We start from the raw sequence: 15,525 nt of genomic DNA, 5'->3' as shown, positions 1-15,525 counted from the left end.
CCCCACCGGCATCGAGATCAGCAACAAAGAAATGAAAGAACTCCCGATCACCCGCGACCCCTGGCACGGCGACTGGAACTACACCCTGCACCCGACGCACGACACACCCGAGCCGCACTGACTTGATTCGCTACGAGCCCTTAGCAGCGCACGCTGGGATCTGTGCGGGGGGCCGCCCGCAAGCGCGGTCCCTACCGCGATCATGAGGTCGATGCCCATTTTGGGCAGCACCCGGACGCTGAGATCTACCGGAGCCAACCCGGGCTCGGCACGATCCTCGCCGCCCGGGTGCTCGCCGAGTTCGGAGACGACACCGACCGCTACACCACCGGGAAAACACGAAAAAACTACGCCGGAACATCACCGGTGCGCTTCCGGCACCAAAACAGTCGTCCTCGCCCGCTACGCCCGCAACCGCCGAATCGGCGACGTGCTGTTCCAGCAAGCATTCTCCGCGCTCACAAAATCCCCCGGAGCCCGCGCCCACTACGACGCCATGCGCACCCGCGGCATCGGCCACAATGACGCCCTACGCCGCCTCGCCAACCGACTCATCGGCATCCTCCACGGCTGCCTCCGCCACCCACACCATCTACGACGAAACCACCGCCTGGCCCACCCACCAACAAGATCAACAAACCGCCGCTTGACAAGTTAGGACCGTGGGATGTCTAGCCGAGCGTCTCCGCAGCTCTGGACGGGGTCGAGCGGACCCTCGTGACCGCTTGTCGCGGTGAGACACACCATGGCGTGCGACGGGAGCGCAGAACGCGGCCTCGTGCTGTACGGGACATTCGACAATGACGTGTTCTATCAGCTGGCGGACCCAGCCGTTGTCTCCGAGCGCCAGGTGACAGTCGTCGCCGGTGGACAGCCCGGGGAGTACGAGGAGCGATTTGTGGTTGACCTGGCACTGGCCAGCCAGGCGTTACAGCACTTCATCTCTTCGGGATCTCTTCATCTCGACCTGTCCTGGGTGGATCTCCGGTGAGGGTGTGATCCCGATCTGGGATCGAGTACATCGGCTCATCAGACTCCCGAACGGCGACCCGCGCGATCTACCGGATCTCAGCGGTGGGCGGGAGGTCGTAACCAAGGTCTTCCCAGGAGACGCCGGCGCCGCCGAGCAGCTCCAGAAGAGCCTCGTGCGTCTCGGCGACGTACCGCGCGGCGGTTCGGGTGGCCTCGATCGCCGCGAGCCCGACATGCTCGACGCCGGCCGCGTCGGCGGTACGCAGCGTCGTCAACGCGTTCACGACGTTCCGCGTCGCCCGCTGCGCGGTCCTGGCGGCGCGCTCCGCCCGCTCCAAGTCCGTTCCCATACGCGTCATTGTGCATCCATGTCCCGGTTTGAAGCGGATCCATGCGTTCGTTCCCACAAGACACTTGCCACCTGACTGACCGTTCATTAGCATAGCCGGCACCTCTAGCCGAGAGGACGCCGTCATGGCCATAGGGCAACGTAGGGCGTTCGTCGCAACTGGCACTTTTCTCGCCTGTTCCTTGCTGGCCGGATGCACAAGCTTCGGTGGCAGTGACGGCGAGGACATCACGCTCAGGGTCGGGGGCCCGCAGGCCAACATCATCGAGGCCATCAGATCCAGCGGGATCGACGAGGAGTTCACCCAGCAGACCGGCGCGACCATCGAATGGATTCCCGGTCAGGCACCCGACAACCTCAAGAAGCTCCTGTCCGCACGCGGAAAGCCACCGTTCGACGTCGTGTTCATGGACAACGTCGAGCAGGAACGCGCCATCGAGGCCGGCGCCCTGCAGCGCATCGACCCCAAGGACCTCTCCAGCAGCGCCGAACTGCCCGAGTCCGGCTACCCGCACCCCGGCTACGGTCCGGCGTGGATCGTCATCCGGCTCGGAACCTGCATCAACACCAAGGCGTACCAGGAAAACAACCTGCAGCCGCCGACCAGTGTCGACGGCTGGTTGGATCCGAAGCTGTCCGGCAGGGTGTCGTTGCCCGACCCTAACAACTTCTACTGGCCCGCCACGATGCCCGCCATCGCGGAGCACTACGGCGTTCCGCTGGACCAGCCGCAGCAACTCGTCGACCGGTTCAAGACCACCGACATCCAGGAGTTCGTCACCAGTTCCAGCGCTGCGCAGGCGAGCCTGCAGTCAGGCAACGTGTGGCTCACCACGCTCACCGACGGCCGCTGCCTCGGTCTGAAGCTGGCCGACGAACCGGTGGACTTCCTGCCGTTGAACCTGACGATCGACGGACACACCTGGCCCTACGTCGGCCTGGTCGACACCTGGGACATCCCCACCGGCAGTGAACAGCGCGAGTTGGCGCTGGAGTTCATCGACCTGGTGCTCGGCTCCAAGGGCACGCTGCCGCTCACCGAGAAGTTCGGCTACCTCCCGTCCCGCCAGGATCTGCTGGACCAGGCCAAGTCGACCCCGGAGCTGGCGCCCTACGTCGGCGACTTCAGCTACGACCAGCTCTACTTCCCCGACTATCGGGCGTTCTTCCCGCACCTTCGCGAGTGGACGGACACCTGGAACCAGACCTTCAAACGTTGACCGCCATGTTCGGGGAAACGGGCGAACCGGCCGAGGACAAGCCCGCCACGGCCACCGAGCCGATCCGGGCCGAGGACATCCACATCAGCTACGGCGGCGTCACGGCCGCCGAAGGCGTCGACCTGCACGTCGAGCCCGGCGAGTTCGTCTCCCTGCTTGGGCCGTCCGGTTCTGGCAAGACGAGCATGCTCAGGGCGATCGCCGGCTTCGTCAAGCCCGACCGCGGCCGCGTTCTCATCGGCGGCAGGGACATCACCCGCCTCGCGCCGAGGTTCCGCAACTTCGGCATGGTGTTCCAGCGCTATGCGCTGTTCCCCAACATGACGGTGCGGGACAACGTCGCCTTCGGCCTGCGCGCTCGATCGGTCGGCCACAACGAGATCCGGGCGCACGTCGACGCGGCTCTCGACGTGGTCGGGCTCGAAGACCTCGGCCGTCGCTACCCGGCACAGCTCAGCGGCGGACAGCAGCAGCGGGTCGCCCTGGCCAGGGCGATCGTCATCCGGCCGACCCTGTTGCTCATGGACGAACCGCTCGGCGCACTGGACCTTCGCCTGCGCCAGCAGCTGCAGGTGGAGATCCGGCGGCTGCAACGTGAGCTGGCGATCAGCACGATCTACGTGACGCACGACCAGGAGGAAGCGTTCTCCATGTCCGACCGTGTCGTGGTGATGAGCCGGGCACGGGTCTCCGCGGCGGGCAGTCCCGACGACCTCATCTACCGGCCGAGCAGCCGCTTCGCGGCCACGTTCGTGGGCAACAACACGCTGCTCGATGTCCGGCAGACCACCGGGAACGGTGTCGTCCAGATGGACCGCCTGCCCGGTCAGAGCAGGCCGTTCCGGCTTTCCGGGCCCCCGCACGAGTCGACCCGCACCTTGCTGGTCGTCCTGCGTCCGGACCAGATTCACTGCGACCGGCGGAGCCGTCCCGGTGCGGTGGCCGGGCACGTCGTCGAACGCCGGTTCACCGGTCTCGAACACCTGGTGACGATCCGTACCGCGGACCGTGTGATGTCCACACTGGACAGAGGGCTCGGGCTCCGGGTCGGCGACGAGGTGTTCCTCACCTGGGACCCCGCGGGCGTGCACGTGATCGAGGAAGACGCCGACGGCAACGTCGTCGGCGCTCCCGGCGGGCAACGCGCGCAGAGCGTCGACCAGGAGCCCACCGGGTCCACCGTGCCCGGCCTACCGGGCGAGCGCCGATGAGCTACCGCAGAACCTGGTCCCTGGGCGTCGCGCCGCTCGGGATCTTCTACCTCGTCTTCTTCGTACTGCCCGAGATCTACTTCGCCAGCAAGGCGTTCTACCGGTCCGACGATCTCGGCCGGACGACCGGTGCGGCCACCACGGACACCTTCACCTCGGTGCTGACCAATAGCTTCTACCTCAACGCCATCCTGCGCACCGTCGAGCTGTGCCTGATCACCACCGTGCTCACCGTCTTCCTCGCGTATCCCATCGCGTACGCCTGCGTCCGGTCGCGGGTGTGGGGCCGCACCATCTTCATCTGCGTGGCCGCCGCGATGTTCAGCAACGCCGTCGCCAGGGTCCTCGGCTGGCGGGTGCTGCTGGCGCTGGACGGCCCGATCAACAAGGTCATCGTGGGCCTCGGCCTGTCCGACCACCCGCTCGCGCTGACCAACAACTTCCTCGGCGTCACCATCGGCACCGTGCACGCGATGCTGCCGATAGCGGTGATCGGGCTGATGCCCGTGTGCGAGGCGGTCTCCCGGGAGCAGCTGGAGGCCGCGTCCGGGCTCGGGGCGAGCTCGTGGCGGACATTTCGAACGGTCCTGCTGCCGCAGGCTTCCGGCGGGCTGATCTCCATCGGCATGCTCGTGTTCGCGGTGACCGCCGGTGCCTTCACCACGCCGGCGCTGCTGGGCGGCGGACGGGTGGCCGTGCTGCCGATCCTCATCTACACCGCGGCCAACCAGTCCCTGGACTACTCGACCGCCGCGGTGCTCGGGATCGTGCTGTTCGTGTTGGTGATGCTCGCGGTCATGGCCGGCCTGCTGATCGGACGCCGTGGCGCGATGCATCGCGCCGCGGCCGCTGCGAAGAAGGTGAGCTGACGTGCCGACCACCGTCTCGGCGCCACCGGAAGGGAGACAGACTCCGGACACCGGCACCTGGCGGGTACGCACGACACCGTTCGGCGACCGGCTGGCCAGGACCGCGGTCCGCGCCCTGGTGCTGTTCGGGGTCGTGTTCCTGCTCGCCCCGCTGGTCGTCATCGTGGTCACCTCGTTCAACGTGGCGCCGGCCCTGGCCTTCCCGCCACGGAACTGGTCCCTGTCCTCCTACGGGCACATCTCCGCGAGTCTCTACGAGGCGTTCCTGGTCAGCGTGCAGCTGGCGGTCGTGGCCACGCTGGTGAGCATGGCGCTCGCGGTGCCGGCCGCGTTCGCGCTGGTGCGCGGCCGCATACCCGGTGCCCGGGTGCTGGAGACGTTCCTGCGTGGACCGCTGCAGGTACCGCAGATCATCATGGGTCTGGCCCTGTACGAGTTCATGGTGGTGCTCGACGGCTTCGGGGTGCCGCTGCAAGCCCGGTTCGCCGGGCTCGTGGTCGCCCACGTCGTGCTCGTCACGCCGTACATCCTGGCGACCGCCGTGAGCAGGGTGGCGGCGATCGACCGGGAGACCGAGGAGGCGGCCGCGGGCCTGGGCGCACGCCCGGCGGTGGTCCTGTTCAGGGTGGTGATGCCGGCGATCCGGCAGGCGCTGATCGCCTCCGGACTGCTCGCGTTCCTCGTGTCGTTCGACAACGTGCCACTCTCCTTGTTCCTCACCGTGCCGGGCGGCACCACCCTGCCCGTCGAGCTGTTCAACCAGAGCGAGTCCTCGCTGTCCCCGACCATCTACGCCGCCGCCTCGGCGACCGTCCTGTTTTCCCTGGTGTTCACCGCGGTGCTGGACCGGCTGGTCGGGCTGCGGAACGCACTCCGTCGTTGAAGGGAACGACCATGCCGATCTCGCTCAGCTTCGCCATGACTGCCAACCCGAGGATGCGGGCCGTGCTGGATGGACGGTGCACGCCAAGGGGGATCGAGCTGCACGCGATCCAGGCACAGGCCCCGGACATCTTCTGGCGGCAGCTGCGGTACGCGGAGTTCGACGTGTCGGAGATGTCCATCTCCTCGTTGCTCATGCTCATCGACCGTGGCCGCACGGACTGGCGGGCGCTGCCCGTCTTCCACGACCGGCGGTTCTTCCACTCCTACGCGATCGTCCGGCGCGGGTCCGGTGTGGAGGGTCCGGAGGACCTGCGCGGCAAGCACGTCGGGGTGCCCGACTACCAGCAGACCGCGGCGTTGTGGGGCCGCGCGATCTTGCGGCACCACTTCGGCGTTCGACCGGAGGAGATGGTGTGGCACATGGAACGGTCGCCAAGCCTCAGCCATGGCGGCGCGGTCGGGTTCGCTCCCCCGGACGGTGTGGATCTGCGCTACATCCCTGACCACACCAACATCGGGCAGATGCTCCTGGACGGGACCCTCGACGCCGCGATCGTCTACGAGCCCGCCTTGCTGGACGGCACCCCGACGCTGCTCGACCGCAGCCCCCAGGTCCTGCCCGACCACGCGGTGAGCTGGTTGTTCGCCGACCAGGACGCGGAACGCCGGCGCTGCTTCGACCAGCTCGGATTCGTTCCCGCCAACCACTGCGTCGTGGTTCGCGGCAGCATCCTGGACGAGCACCCGTGGGTGGCGCTGAACCTGTACGAGATGTTCCTGGAAGCCAAGCTGCACAATAACAAGCTCGTCGCGGACTCGCTCACGGTGTACCGCCAGCTCGGTCTCGGCGGCGCCTACACCGGCGGTCCCCCCGAACCGGACCTGTACCCCTACGGCCTGCGGGCCAACCGGGAGATGCTGGAGTCGATCGCCGCCTACTCCGCCGAACAGGGACTCACCTCTCGGGCCATCAAGCCGGAGGAGTATCTCGCACCGTCCTGCCTGGACCTCTGAGATGCCGGGCGAGCCGGCACCGGCCCAGGGCGCACGGCGGCACAGCGCCGTCGGCGCTCGACGTCCGCGGGTCGAGGACGGCAGGCTGCTCACCGGCCGCGGCCGGTTCGTCGCCGACGTGCGGTTGCCGAGAATGGTCGAGCTCGCCTTCGTCCGCTCCACGCAGGCCCACGCACGGCTGGCCGGCATAGATGTCGGCCTCGCCGAGCGGACCGCCGGGGTGCTCACCGTCCTGACCTCGCGGGACATCCCGGCGGTCACGTTGTCCAACGCCCGCCACCCCGCGTTGCTGGCGACACCGCAGCCCGTGTTGGCGGTCGACAGGGTCCGCTTCGTCGGGGAGCCGGTGGCCGCGGTGGTCGCCGCCGACCGCTACCACGCCGAGGACGCGGCCGAGTTGGTCGACATCGACTACGACGTGCGGCCGTTCGTCGGGGACGTCGAGGCGAGCGACCGGCCTGCGGTGGCGCCGCTGTTCGACGACATCGTCGACAACGTGATCTTCCGCGACTCGGCGACGGCCGGGGACGTCACCGGCGGGTTCGCCGCCGCCGCGCACGTCACGACCGCGACCCTGCGCTTCCATCGGCAGGTCGCGTGTCCGCTCGAGCCGCGCGGGTGCCTCGCCGACTACGATCCATCCTCGGGCGCGCTGCGGGTGTGGTCCTCCACGCAGGCCCCCCATCGCCTGCAGCGCGACCTCGCCGCGGCCATCGGGCTCGCGGAGAACCACGTGTCGGTCGTCATGCACGACATCGGCGGGGCGTTCGGCCAGAAGATCCCGACTCATGTCGAGGAGATCGTCACCACCCTGGCCGCGATCCGGCTCGCCCGGCCGGTGCGTTGGATCGAGGACCGGCAGGAGAACCTGTTGGCCGCGCCGCACTCGCGGGACCAGCTCATCACGGTGCGACTCGCGCTCGACGGGGAGCTGCGGTTCACCGCGATGCACACCACGGTCGCCGGCGACGCTGGAGCGTACTCGTTCAACAGCGGCAGCGCGTTGACCGAGGGCTACCGGGCCGCCCGCAGCATGCCGGGGCCCTACCGGGTGGCCAACTTCGGCTACGAGGTGTCGATCGGTGTCACCAACAAGTCTCCCGTCGCGCCGTACCGAGGTGTCGGTCTCGTCGCCGCGCAAGCCGCGCGCGAGCTCGTCATCGACGAGGCGGCCAGGCAGATCGGCGTGGACCGGTTCGAGCTTCGCAGGCGGAACCTGGTGGCCCGCGAGGAGCTGCCGTACACCACGGCGATGGGCATGGTCTTCGCCGACACCAGCTTCGTCGAGTCGCTCGACCGTGCCGAGCGGATGTTGCGCGCGGTTCCGGCGCTGGCCGGCGAGGACTCGGTGCGGGTCGGGATCGGCGTCAGCCCGTACGTGGAGCCCTCCGGCATCGGCACCGAGGGCGGCTTCCAGCTGCACGGCCACCACTCCCCTTCGCACGACTCGGCCCGGGTGTCGCTGGACACCTCGGGCAACGCGGTCGTGTCGGTGGGCACACCATCCCTCGGCACCGGGCTCGAGACGACGCTCGCCCAGATCGTGGCCGACGTCATCGGGATTCGGGCAGACGACGTCACCGTCGCGTGGACCGACACCGCCAACGCCCCCTTGAGCCTCACCGGTACCAGGGGCAGCAGGGCCGCGGTGGTCGCGGGTGGTGCGGTGGCGGCGGCCGCGGGCGAGGTTCGCGACCAACTGCGTCGCCTGGCCGCGGAAATGCTCTCCACCGACCCCACGGCGATCACCATCGACCTGGGTGTGGCGCGGGCGCCGGGAGGCCGCGCGCTCACGGTTCGGGAGCTGGCCAAGGCCGGGTTCGGCGGTCGCCCCGGGGCGTCCCGCGCGGGTATGCCGACGCTGTCCGCCACGCACGCCTACGACCCCGCGGCCACCTACTCCAACGCGTGCGTCGTGGCCGTGGTCGGTGTGCACACCGACACCGGCAAGGTCGACGTAAGGCGGATCATCGGGGTCGAGGACTGCGGCACGATGATCAACCCCATGATCGTCGAGGGGCAGTTCGCCGGGGCGGTGGCGCAGGCCATCGGGGCCGCGACGTTGGAGCGCATGGTCTACGACGCCGACGGCCAGCCGATGACCTCGACCCTGATGGACTACCTGCTGCCGACCGCCACGGACACCGTGCCGGTCGAGTCGGCGCACATCGAGACCCCGTCGAGCTCAACCTGGGGAGGTGTCAAGGGGGTCGGCGAATCCGGGATGATCGGCACGGTCGCCGCGATCACCGCCGCGGTGGCCGACGCGCTCGGCGGCCTCGGCGACGTCGCCCAGGTGCCACTGCAGCCGGAGACGGTGTGGCGGTTGCTGCGCGACGTCACCGGCTGACCCGTCGGGATCGGCGCCGGCGTCCCATGGCGTGGACCAGCCGCCAGGCGACCAGCAGCCCGACCAGCACGGGAACGAGCCGCTTGGCCACCGGCACACCGGCGATGCCGGCCAGGTCGACGGTGTCCGACCGGAGGGGTGCCGTCCTGTCGTCCGCGGTGGAGGTCTCGGCGATCGCGGGTGGCGTGTTCGCACCGTCCGAGACCTGTGCCGCCAGCCGATCGGCGAACTCGGCGATCAGCTTGGCGCTCACCTCGGCCATCACGCCGCGGCCGAACTGCGCGGGCTTCCCGGTGACCGCCAGGTCGGTGAGCACGGTGACCTCGGTGGCCTCTCCCCGGCCGGCCAGTACGGTCCGCACCGTCGCCCTCGCGGTGCCCCCACCCCTCGTCTCCTTGCCGGCCGCGTCGATCACCGCGGTGTGGGTGGCGTCGTCCTTGTCCACGAACCGGGCGACGCCCGCGTATGTCATGGTGATCGGCCCGAGCTTCACCTTCACCCGGCCGCGGAACTCGGCGCCGTCGACTTCGTCGAGGGTCGCCCCCGGCATGCACGGCGCGATGCGCTCGACATCGAGCAGAACCTGCCACGCCTGATCCAGCGCGACGGGGACGGTGAACGTGTTCGCCAACCGCATGATGTCTCCTTACCGATTCGACCTCGCCGCAAGGTGGCTCATGAGATCGCCGCGCGCATCAGTCGGGCGGCCGCGGTGAACGCGTCGTCGTGGCCCGCCGCGACCCGCCCGGCCAGCAGGTCCAACAGGGTGGCGTCGGGTTCGGCGGTGGGCTGCCTGCGCAGCATCGAGACGGCGACGGCTTCGATCTCCATCGCGGCGCGTGCCTTCCTACGATCAGCGGAGCGCCCGGTGCCGGCAGGCTCGCTCCGGTGCCGCTCGAGGGCGTCGAACACCTCGACGACGCCCTCGGCCTCGGTGGCGACCGTCCGCAGAACCGGGGGCGGCCGCTCGTCGGACGGTCGGCCCGCCCGGATCATCTGCCGCACGTCGCGGACTGTCTCGCGGACACCGTCGCGGTCGGCCTTGTTGACCACGAAGACATCACCGACTTCCAGGACCCCGGCCTTCATCGCCTGCACCACGTCACCCATCCCGGGCGCGAGGACGACCACGGTGGTGTCCGAGACGAACGCGACGTCCACTTCGGACTGCCCGACACCGACGGTCTCGAGCAGCACGACGTCGAACCCCACCGCCTGGAGCACGCGCAGCGCCGGCGGCGTCGCCGCGGCCAGCCCGCCCAACTGGCCGGCGCTGGACATCGACCGGATGAAGACACCGCGGTCCGTGGCGTGGTCCTGCATCCGCATGCGGTCTCCCAGCAGCGATCCACCGGTGAACGGTGAGGAGGGATCGACGGCGAGCACCGCGACCGTGTGATCCCTGCGCCGGCACTCCGCCACCAGAGCCGAGACCAGCGTGGACTTGCCGACCCCTGGCGAGCCGGTGACACCGACGACCGACGAGTGCGGTGGCGCGGCGGGAAGCGCCGACATCAGCTCCGGCAGCGCCGGGGACGCCGTGTCCACCAACGAGAGCAGCCGGGCCAACGCGCGGCGATCACCGCCCCCGGCGGCGCGGACCAGGTTCCCGGCGTCCACCGAGGCACTGTCGGCAGGGGTCGCGCCCGCGGGTCCGGTCCGCGACATCAGGCGCCGCGCGGGGAACGGACGTGCGGCCGAAGGTTGCCGTAGGGCCGATCCTGCCGACCGCCCTGCGCCGCGGAGCGTAGGGTCAGCGGTGTCCGCGCCCACGCATGGCTCGGGCGGGCGACCGCACGCACGGCGTTCGCCGCGACCCGCGCCGCCATCATCGGCGGGCCCGTGATCTCGGCGCCATCGTTCGGCGGACGGGCCGGCATGCGGGCCTCATCGATCCGCGTAGTCGGCGCGCCGGCGCTCGGCGAACGCGCGCGTACCCTCCTCGAAGTCGTCGGTCAGCAGGCACAGGACCTGTGTCCGGTTCTCCAGCTCCATGGCCTGTCGCAATGCGGGCGCGTCGAGACTGAAGTTGAGCAGTTCCTTGGTCATGCGGACACCGAAGGGTGAGTTCTGCATGATCTGGGCGGCCAACTCCTCGGCCGCCGCGACATGCTCGCCCTCCGCGACCACCCGGCTGACCAGACCGATTCGCAGTGCCTCGGTGGCATCCACGAAGCGACCGGTGTAGAGGATCTCCGCAGCGGCCGACGGGCCCACGAGCCGGGGCAGCAGCCAGGACGCGCCGTCATCGCCGCCGGAGAGACCGATCCGGATGAAAGCCGCGTTGAACCTGGCCGTGACGTCCGCGACCCGGATGTCCGCGGCCGCGGCCAGGGCCAGGCCGCCGCCCACAGCGGGGCCGCGCACCGCCGCGATGACCGGCTGCGGGATCTCCCGCAACCGCAGCACCATGGACGCGAGCCGCTGCTGGAGCCGGTAGCGGGCCTGGACGACGCCCACCTTCTCCGGCCAAGTGTCCACGCCTTCCTTGAGGTCGATCCCCGCGCAGAAGGCCGGTCCGGCGCCGGTGAGGATGAGTACCCTGGTGCCGAGGTCGCCGTCGAGCTGGTCGCAGATCGCGTGGACCTCGGCGACGGTCTTCAGCGAGTAGGCGTTGCGGCGGTCGGGACGGTTGAGCGTGAGCACCGCCACCCCGTCGCGCCGGTCCAGCGTCACGTGCTCAAACGTGTTCATGGAGGCTCCTCCCGCTCATCTCCCATCCTCATGAATGAACGTTCAGAAGTCAAGCGGTCCTCTGTAGACTTCTGAGGGAGCGATCGACTGTTCGCATGCCCTGTCCCGTTCCGTCCGGTCCGGCGACTTGACAGTGAACATGCATTCATTAAGCTTCGGATGGCCACCACGACGACTGAGGCGAGTTGTGAACACTTCCAGGGGCAGGTCCACCAGGCGGGCGGAGCCCGCCAACGGTCACGGGAATGCCCAACGCGACCGCATCCGCCTCACGGCGGTGCGGCTGTTCACCATCAACGGCTACGCCGGCACGAGCATGAAACAGCTCGCCAACGAGCTCGGCATGGTGCCGGCGAATGTCTACAACTATTACCCGAACAAGCAATCCATCCTGTTCGAGGTGCTCAGCCACCAGCTCGCCAGCCTGATCGAGCGGGACAAGGCGATCGTGGCCGAGCACGCCGAGCCGGTGCCGCGGATGCACGCGTTGCTCCACGATCTCGTCGTCGAGGACCTCCACGACCCGCAGGCCGCCTTCGTCGGTCAGCATGGCCTCAACGGCCTCAGCGGCCCCGCCCGCGAACGTGTCTCGCAGTTGATGGCCGAGGTACGGCAGATCTGGCTGACCACCGTCCAGGACGGCGTCGCGTCCGGCGACTTCGATACGCCGGACCCCAAGCTGTCGACCCTGACGATCCTGTCGCTGTGCTCGTCCACGTCCAAGTGGTTCGACCCGAACGGCGAGTACACCGCGGAAGAGGTGGCCGACCACACCGCCGCGAAGGCGCTGCGCGGACTCGGCTACTCCACCCCGCTACCGGCGACCAAGCGGGCCAGAGCGAAGCAGAGCTTCGTCGCGATGCCGAAAGGACGGGCCGCCGCAACCGGAAAGCGGCGGTCGGCGACCAAGTCGCGTTAGTGCCCCCCGCCGCGCTGTTCGGCGACCAGCTCCCGAATCCGGGCCACCATCTCATCGGTCGGCACACCGGCGTTGAAGATCGCGCGCACCCCCAGCCTGGTGAGCCGCGGATGGTCCTCGTCCGGCACGACCCCGCCGAGCACCACCGGCGGAGCATCGTCCGCCTCGGCCGCGAGCTGCTCGAGCACCTTCTCGACCAGCGTACCGTGCGAACCGGACAACATGCTCAACCCGATGAGGTCGACGTCCTCGTCAACCGCCGCGCGCACGACCTCTTCCGGCGTCCGCCGGATGCCGAGGTAAACGACGTCGAAACCGTTGTCCCGCAGCAGTCGTCCGATGAACTTGGCGCCGACGTCGTGGCCGTCCAGCCCCAGCTTCGCGACGAGCACTCGACCCGCACCACGTCCTGCCGGCCACGTCGGACGAGTCCCGATCACGGTTGGCCTCCTGTCCCGGTGAACCGCGGAGCGCGCTTCTGCGTGAACGCGAGCCGGGCCTCCCGCGCGTCCTCGCTGCCCAGGGCGTGGCACCGCAGCGCGTGCAGCCGCCGCACCTGCTCCGGCGGGAGATCGCCGGCGGACTCGAGCGCACGGAAGATCTGTTTGCTCCCAGACACCGCAAGCGGCGCCCGACTGGCGATCCGGTGTGCGATCTGGTAGGTCTCCCGGTCGAGCTCGCCCGGATCGTCGTGGACCTTGGTGACGAGGCCGATCGTCGCGGCCAGGTCGGCGGGGAGCAGGTCGCCGGTGTAGAACAGCATGCGTGCCCAGTCCGGACCGACCAGGCGTCGGATCCGTGCCGTGCCGAACACGGTGTAGACCAAGCCGAGCCGGGCCGGCGTGATCCCGAGCCGGCAGGTCCGCTCGGCGAACCGGAAGTCACACGCGGACGCGATGTCGAGGGCGGCGCCCACGACCGGCCCGCGGAGCAGGGCGATCATCACCAGCGGCGAGTTCTCGATTGCCTCGCACAGCTCCTCGATCTCGTCCTTGACCGGAAGCTCGTGCGGCGCCGGTATCCGGTCGATGGCGTAGCCGCTGGAGAACACGTCGCCCGCGCCGCGGATCACCACCACCCGGACCCGTGGGTAGTCCCGCTCGAGCGAGACGATCTGCGCGCGCAGTGCCACGAGCATCTCCGGGGTGAGCGCGCCTCGTTGCGCCGGGTTCGCGAACGTGAGGGTGCCGACCGCCTCATCCACTGTGGACGTCACGCTGATCATCGGCGCTCAGTGGCCCAAGGCGGTGGCGCCGCGATACTCGCCGAAGACCTCGCGCAGCACACCGCAGATCTCCCCCACCGTGCACAGCCCCGCCACGCAGTCGACGACGCTCTTCATCACATTGGTATCCGGATCTCTCGCCGCCTTCTCCAGTGCCCGCAAGGCCCTGGTCACCTCCCGGTCGTGCCGGCCGCGGCGCAGTGTGAACAGCTTGTCCAGTTGCCGACGCTCCGCCGTGCCCAGTTGCTCGGTCCCGTACATCCGGGCCGACGAGGTCACCACGCGCACGTCGATCTCCTCCGGCCCGGTGAACGCGTTGACGCCGACCACGAGCCGCTCGCCGGTCTCCTGTGCCATGGCTCGGTCCATCGCGCTCGAGGACACCGCGTCCTGCATGAACCCCGCCTCGATCGCGCCAACCGACCCGCCGTACGCCTCGACCTGCTCGACCACCTCGCTCGCGGCGGCCTCGATCTCATTGGTCAGCGACTCCACGTAGTAGGACCCGGCGAGCGGGTCCCGCACCTGGTTGAGCCCGGCCTCATACTGCAGGATCCGGGCGGCGTCCTCCGACATCTGCATGCCTTCCCGACTCCACCCCAGCCCGAGCGCCTCGTCGAAGGGCGGCTCGACATTGGACCCGTACCCGCTGAGCGCGCTGGCGATGCCGCCGACGACAGCCCGGGTCAGGTTGTTGATCGGGCGGCTGACGGTGGCGTTGTAGTAGCCCATGTGCGCGCCGTTGGGCTGGCGCAGCACCCAGCTGCGCGGGCTCTTCGCGCCGAACCGGTCCCGGGTTATCTTCGCCCACATCCGGCGGGCCGCACGCTGCAGCGCGACCTCCTTGAACAGCTCGAGGCTGCCGCCGAACGCGTTGAAGGTGATGCGTTGCGCCAGCACGTCCACGTCGATGCCGGCGTCCACCCCGGTCTGGAGGTACGCGATGCCGTTGGCCATGGAGAAACCGAGGTCGAGTTCGCGGGTCGCGCCTGCCTCCCGCATGTGATAACCCCCGCCGCTCACCACGTTCAGCCTGGGCAGGTGCTCGGTGACGAACCCGAACAGGTCCCGAACCAACCGCATGGACGGCCTCGGCGGGAAGATGTAGGTGCCCCGCGCGATGAACTCCTTGAGGATGTCGTTCTGCGGCGTGCCACGCAGCTTCGTGCCGTCCACGCCCCGCTTCCTGGCGAGTAGGAAGTACATCGCCACGATGATCGTCGCCGGGGCGTTGATCGTCCAGTTCGAACCGACCTTGTCGACTTCGAGCTCGCCCTGGAACGGCTCGTAGAGCGCGCAGAAGTCCTCGAACGAGTCGATAGCGACCCCGGCGCGTCCGACCTCGCCCAACGCGTGCGGATCGTCGGAGTCGTAGCCGCACTGCGTCGGCAGGTCGAACGCGACGTTGGGACCGGCCCGCTGCCCGTCGGCGATCATGCGTGCGTAGTAGGCCGCGGTGTCCTCCGCGGTGCCGTACCCGGAGTAGCGCCCCGCTCTGGCCAGGCCCTTACCCTGGGGAATCAACCCCGTGCCGCGCGCTCCCGCGGCGAAGGGTTGGGTCGGATAGGGACCGGCGGTGAACGGGAACTGGCCGGGAAAGCCGATCGAGCGATGGAAGTCCAGCTCGGCGACGTCGTCGGGCCCATAGAAGCGATCGGCCGGAGCATCCAGACCGAACCGGGACAACGCCGGCTCCAGAACCTCCCGCTCCCACCGGGACCGGGCGGCGGCCACGCTGTCGGCGGGACCGTCGGTCGTGTCGTTCACCGGACCGTCCGCGGTGACCTCGTTCGGATCCGTCATCGCCCGTCCACACC

The 15,525-nt window shown here is 69.2% G+C and carries 16 protein-coding genes and 1 pseudogene; 10 read left to right on the top strand and 7 right to left on the bottom strand.

Features of this window, described 5'->3' with window-relative positions; all coding sequences use genetic code 11:
• Positions 1 to 10 precede the first annotated feature (10 nt).
• The 3 genes and pseudogenes from GEV28_RS42540 (at position 11) to GEV28_RS25915 (ending at position 991) form a co-directional block, all read left to right on the top strand.
• Positions 11 to 121 (top strand): hypothetical protein, encoded by a 111-nt coding sequence (locus GEV28_RS42540; RefSeq protein ID WP_367115189.1) that lies wholly within the window; start codon positions 11 to 13, stop codon positions 119 to 121.
• A 77-nt stretch (positions 122 to 198) separates the two neighbouring features.
• Positions 199 to 583, top strand: a pseudogene (locus GEV28_RS25920) (transposase); the annotation flags it as partial.
• A 162-nt stretch (positions 584 to 745) separates the two neighbouring features.
• Positions 746 to 991, top strand: a complete 246-nt coding sequence (locus tag GEV28_RS25915) for a hypothetical protein (protein WP_291414833.1) — start codon at positions 746 to 748, stop codon at positions 989 to 991.
• A 67-nt stretch (positions 992 to 1,058) separates the two neighbouring features.
• Here GEV28_RS25915 and GEV28_RS25910 read toward each other — a convergent pair whose 3' ends face one another.
• Positions 1,059 to 1,322, bottom strand: coding sequence for a hypothetical protein (locus GEV28_RS25910; protein WP_291414832.1), 264 nt, complete (start codon positions 1,320 to 1,322; stop codon positions 1,059 to 1,061).
• A 124-nt stretch (positions 1,323 to 1,446) separates the two neighbouring features.
• On the opposite strand from GEV28_RS25910, the gene GEV28_RS25905 reads away from it, so the two are divergent.
• From GEV28_RS25905 to GEV28_RS25880, 6 genes are read left to right on the top strand one after another with little or no spacing between them, the layout of a single operon-like run.
• The gene (locus GEV28_RS25905; RefSeq protein ID WP_291414831.1) at positions 1,447 to 2,541 is read left to right on the top strand and encodes an extracellular solute-binding protein; all 1,095 of its coding nucleotides are present in this window, start codon (positions 1,447 to 1,449) and stop codon (positions 2,539 to 2,541) included.
• A 5-nt stretch (positions 2,542 to 2,546) separates the two neighbouring features.
• Positions 2,547 to 3,752, top strand: a complete 1,206-nt coding sequence (locus tag GEV28_RS25900; RefSeq protein ID WP_291414830.1) for an ABC transporter ATP-binding protein — start codon at positions 2,547 to 2,549, stop codon at positions 3,750 to 3,752.
• Positions 3,749 to 4,621: an ABC transporter permease gene (locus tag GEV28_RS25895; protein ID WP_291414829.1), complete on the top strand. Its 873-nt coding sequence runs from the start codon at positions 3,749 to 3,751 to the stop codon at positions 4,619 to 4,621. The genes GEV28_RS25900 and GEV28_RS25895 overlap by 4 nt, the downstream gene beginning before the upstream one ends.
• A gap of 1 nt (position 4,622) precedes the next feature.
• Entirely contained in the window at positions 4,623 to 5,504 is an 882-nt protein-coding gene (locus GEV28_RS25890; protein ID WP_291414828.1) for an ABC transporter permease, read from the top strand.
• 11 nt (positions 5,505 to 5,515) lie between these two features.
• Positions 5,516 to 6,520 (top strand): PhnD/SsuA/transferrin family substrate-binding protein, encoded by a 1,005-nt coding sequence (locus GEV28_RS25885; RefSeq protein ID WP_291414827.1) that lies wholly within the window; start codon positions 5,516 to 5,518, stop codon positions 6,518 to 6,520.
• Position 6,521: 1 nt separating this feature from the next.
• A complete protein-coding gene (locus tag GEV28_RS25880) occupies positions 6,522 to 8,870 on the top strand; it encodes a xanthine dehydrogenase family protein molybdopterin-binding subunit (RefSeq protein WP_291414826.1) in 2,349 nt (782 codons plus the stop codon).
• Here GEV28_RS25880 and GEV28_RS25875 read toward each other — a convergent pair.
• The 3 genes from GEV28_RS25875 to GEV28_RS25865 form a co-directional block, all read right to left on the bottom strand.
• Complete coding sequence (locus tag GEV28_RS25875) at positions 8,860 to 9,507, bottom strand: SRPBCC family protein (RefSeq protein WP_291414825.1); 648 nt, start codon at positions 9,505 to 9,507, stop codon at positions 8,860 to 8,862. The two genes, GEV28_RS25880 and GEV28_RS25875, sit on opposite strands and share 11 nt — an antisense overlap.
• Positions 9,508 to 9,545: 38 nt before the next feature.
• Positions 9,546 to 10,490, bottom strand: a complete 945-nt coding sequence (gene meaB / locus GEV28_RS25870) for a methylmalonyl Co-A mutase-associated GTPase MeaB (RefSeq protein WP_291414824.1) — start codon at positions 10,488 to 10,490, stop codon at positions 9,546 to 9,548.
• Positions 10,491 to 10,757: 267 nt separating this feature from the next.
• Positions 10,758 to 11,564: an enoyl-CoA hydratase/isomerase family protein gene (locus GEV28_RS25865; protein ID WP_291414823.1), complete on the bottom strand. Its 807-nt coding sequence runs from the start codon at positions 11,562 to 11,564 to the stop codon at positions 10,758 to 10,760.
• Positions 11,565 to 11,697: 133 nt separating this feature from the next.
• Between GEV28_RS25865 and GEV28_RS25860 the strand changes: the two genes are divergently transcribed.
• On the top strand, positions 11,698 to 12,483 hold the full coding sequence (locus GEV28_RS25860; protein ID WP_291414834.1) for a TetR/AcrR family transcriptional regulator: 786 nt from the start codon (positions 11,698 to 11,700) through the stop codon (positions 12,481 to 12,483).
• Here GEV28_RS25860 and GEV28_RS25855 read toward each other — a convergent pair.
• The 3 genes from GEV28_RS25855 to GEV28_RS25845 are packed head-to-tail and all read right to left on the bottom strand — an operon-like array spanning position 12,480 to position 15,511.
• The gene (locus GEV28_RS25855) at positions 12,480 to 12,875 is read right to left on the bottom strand and encodes a cobalamin-dependent protein (protein ID WP_291414822.1); all 396 of its coding nucleotides are present in this window, start codon (positions 12,873 to 12,875) and stop codon (positions 12,480 to 12,482) included. The two genes, GEV28_RS25860 and GEV28_RS25855, sit on opposite strands and share 4 nt — an antisense overlap.
• 44 nt (positions 12,876 to 12,919) lie before the next feature.
• A complete protein-coding gene (locus GEV28_RS25850; protein WP_291414821.1) occupies positions 12,920 to 13,708 on the bottom strand; it encodes an enoyl-CoA hydratase-related protein in 789 nt (262 codons plus the stop codon).
• A gap of 6 nt (positions 13,709 to 13,714) precedes the next feature.
• Complete coding sequence (locus GEV28_RS25845; RefSeq protein ID WP_291414820.1) at positions 13,715 to 15,511, bottom strand: methylmalonyl-CoA mutase family protein; 1,797 nt, start codon at positions 15,509 to 15,511, stop codon at positions 13,715 to 13,717.
• Positions 15,512 to 15,525 lie beyond the last annotated feature (14 nt).

Source organism: Actinophytocola sp. (assembly GCF_009379765.1).
Lineage (GTDB): Bacteria > Actinomycetota > Actinomycetes > Mycobacteriales > Pseudonocardiaceae > Actinophytocola.
Note: the sequence above shows the minus strand (reverse complement) of the source record. Positions and strands in the feature narration are given on the sequence as shown.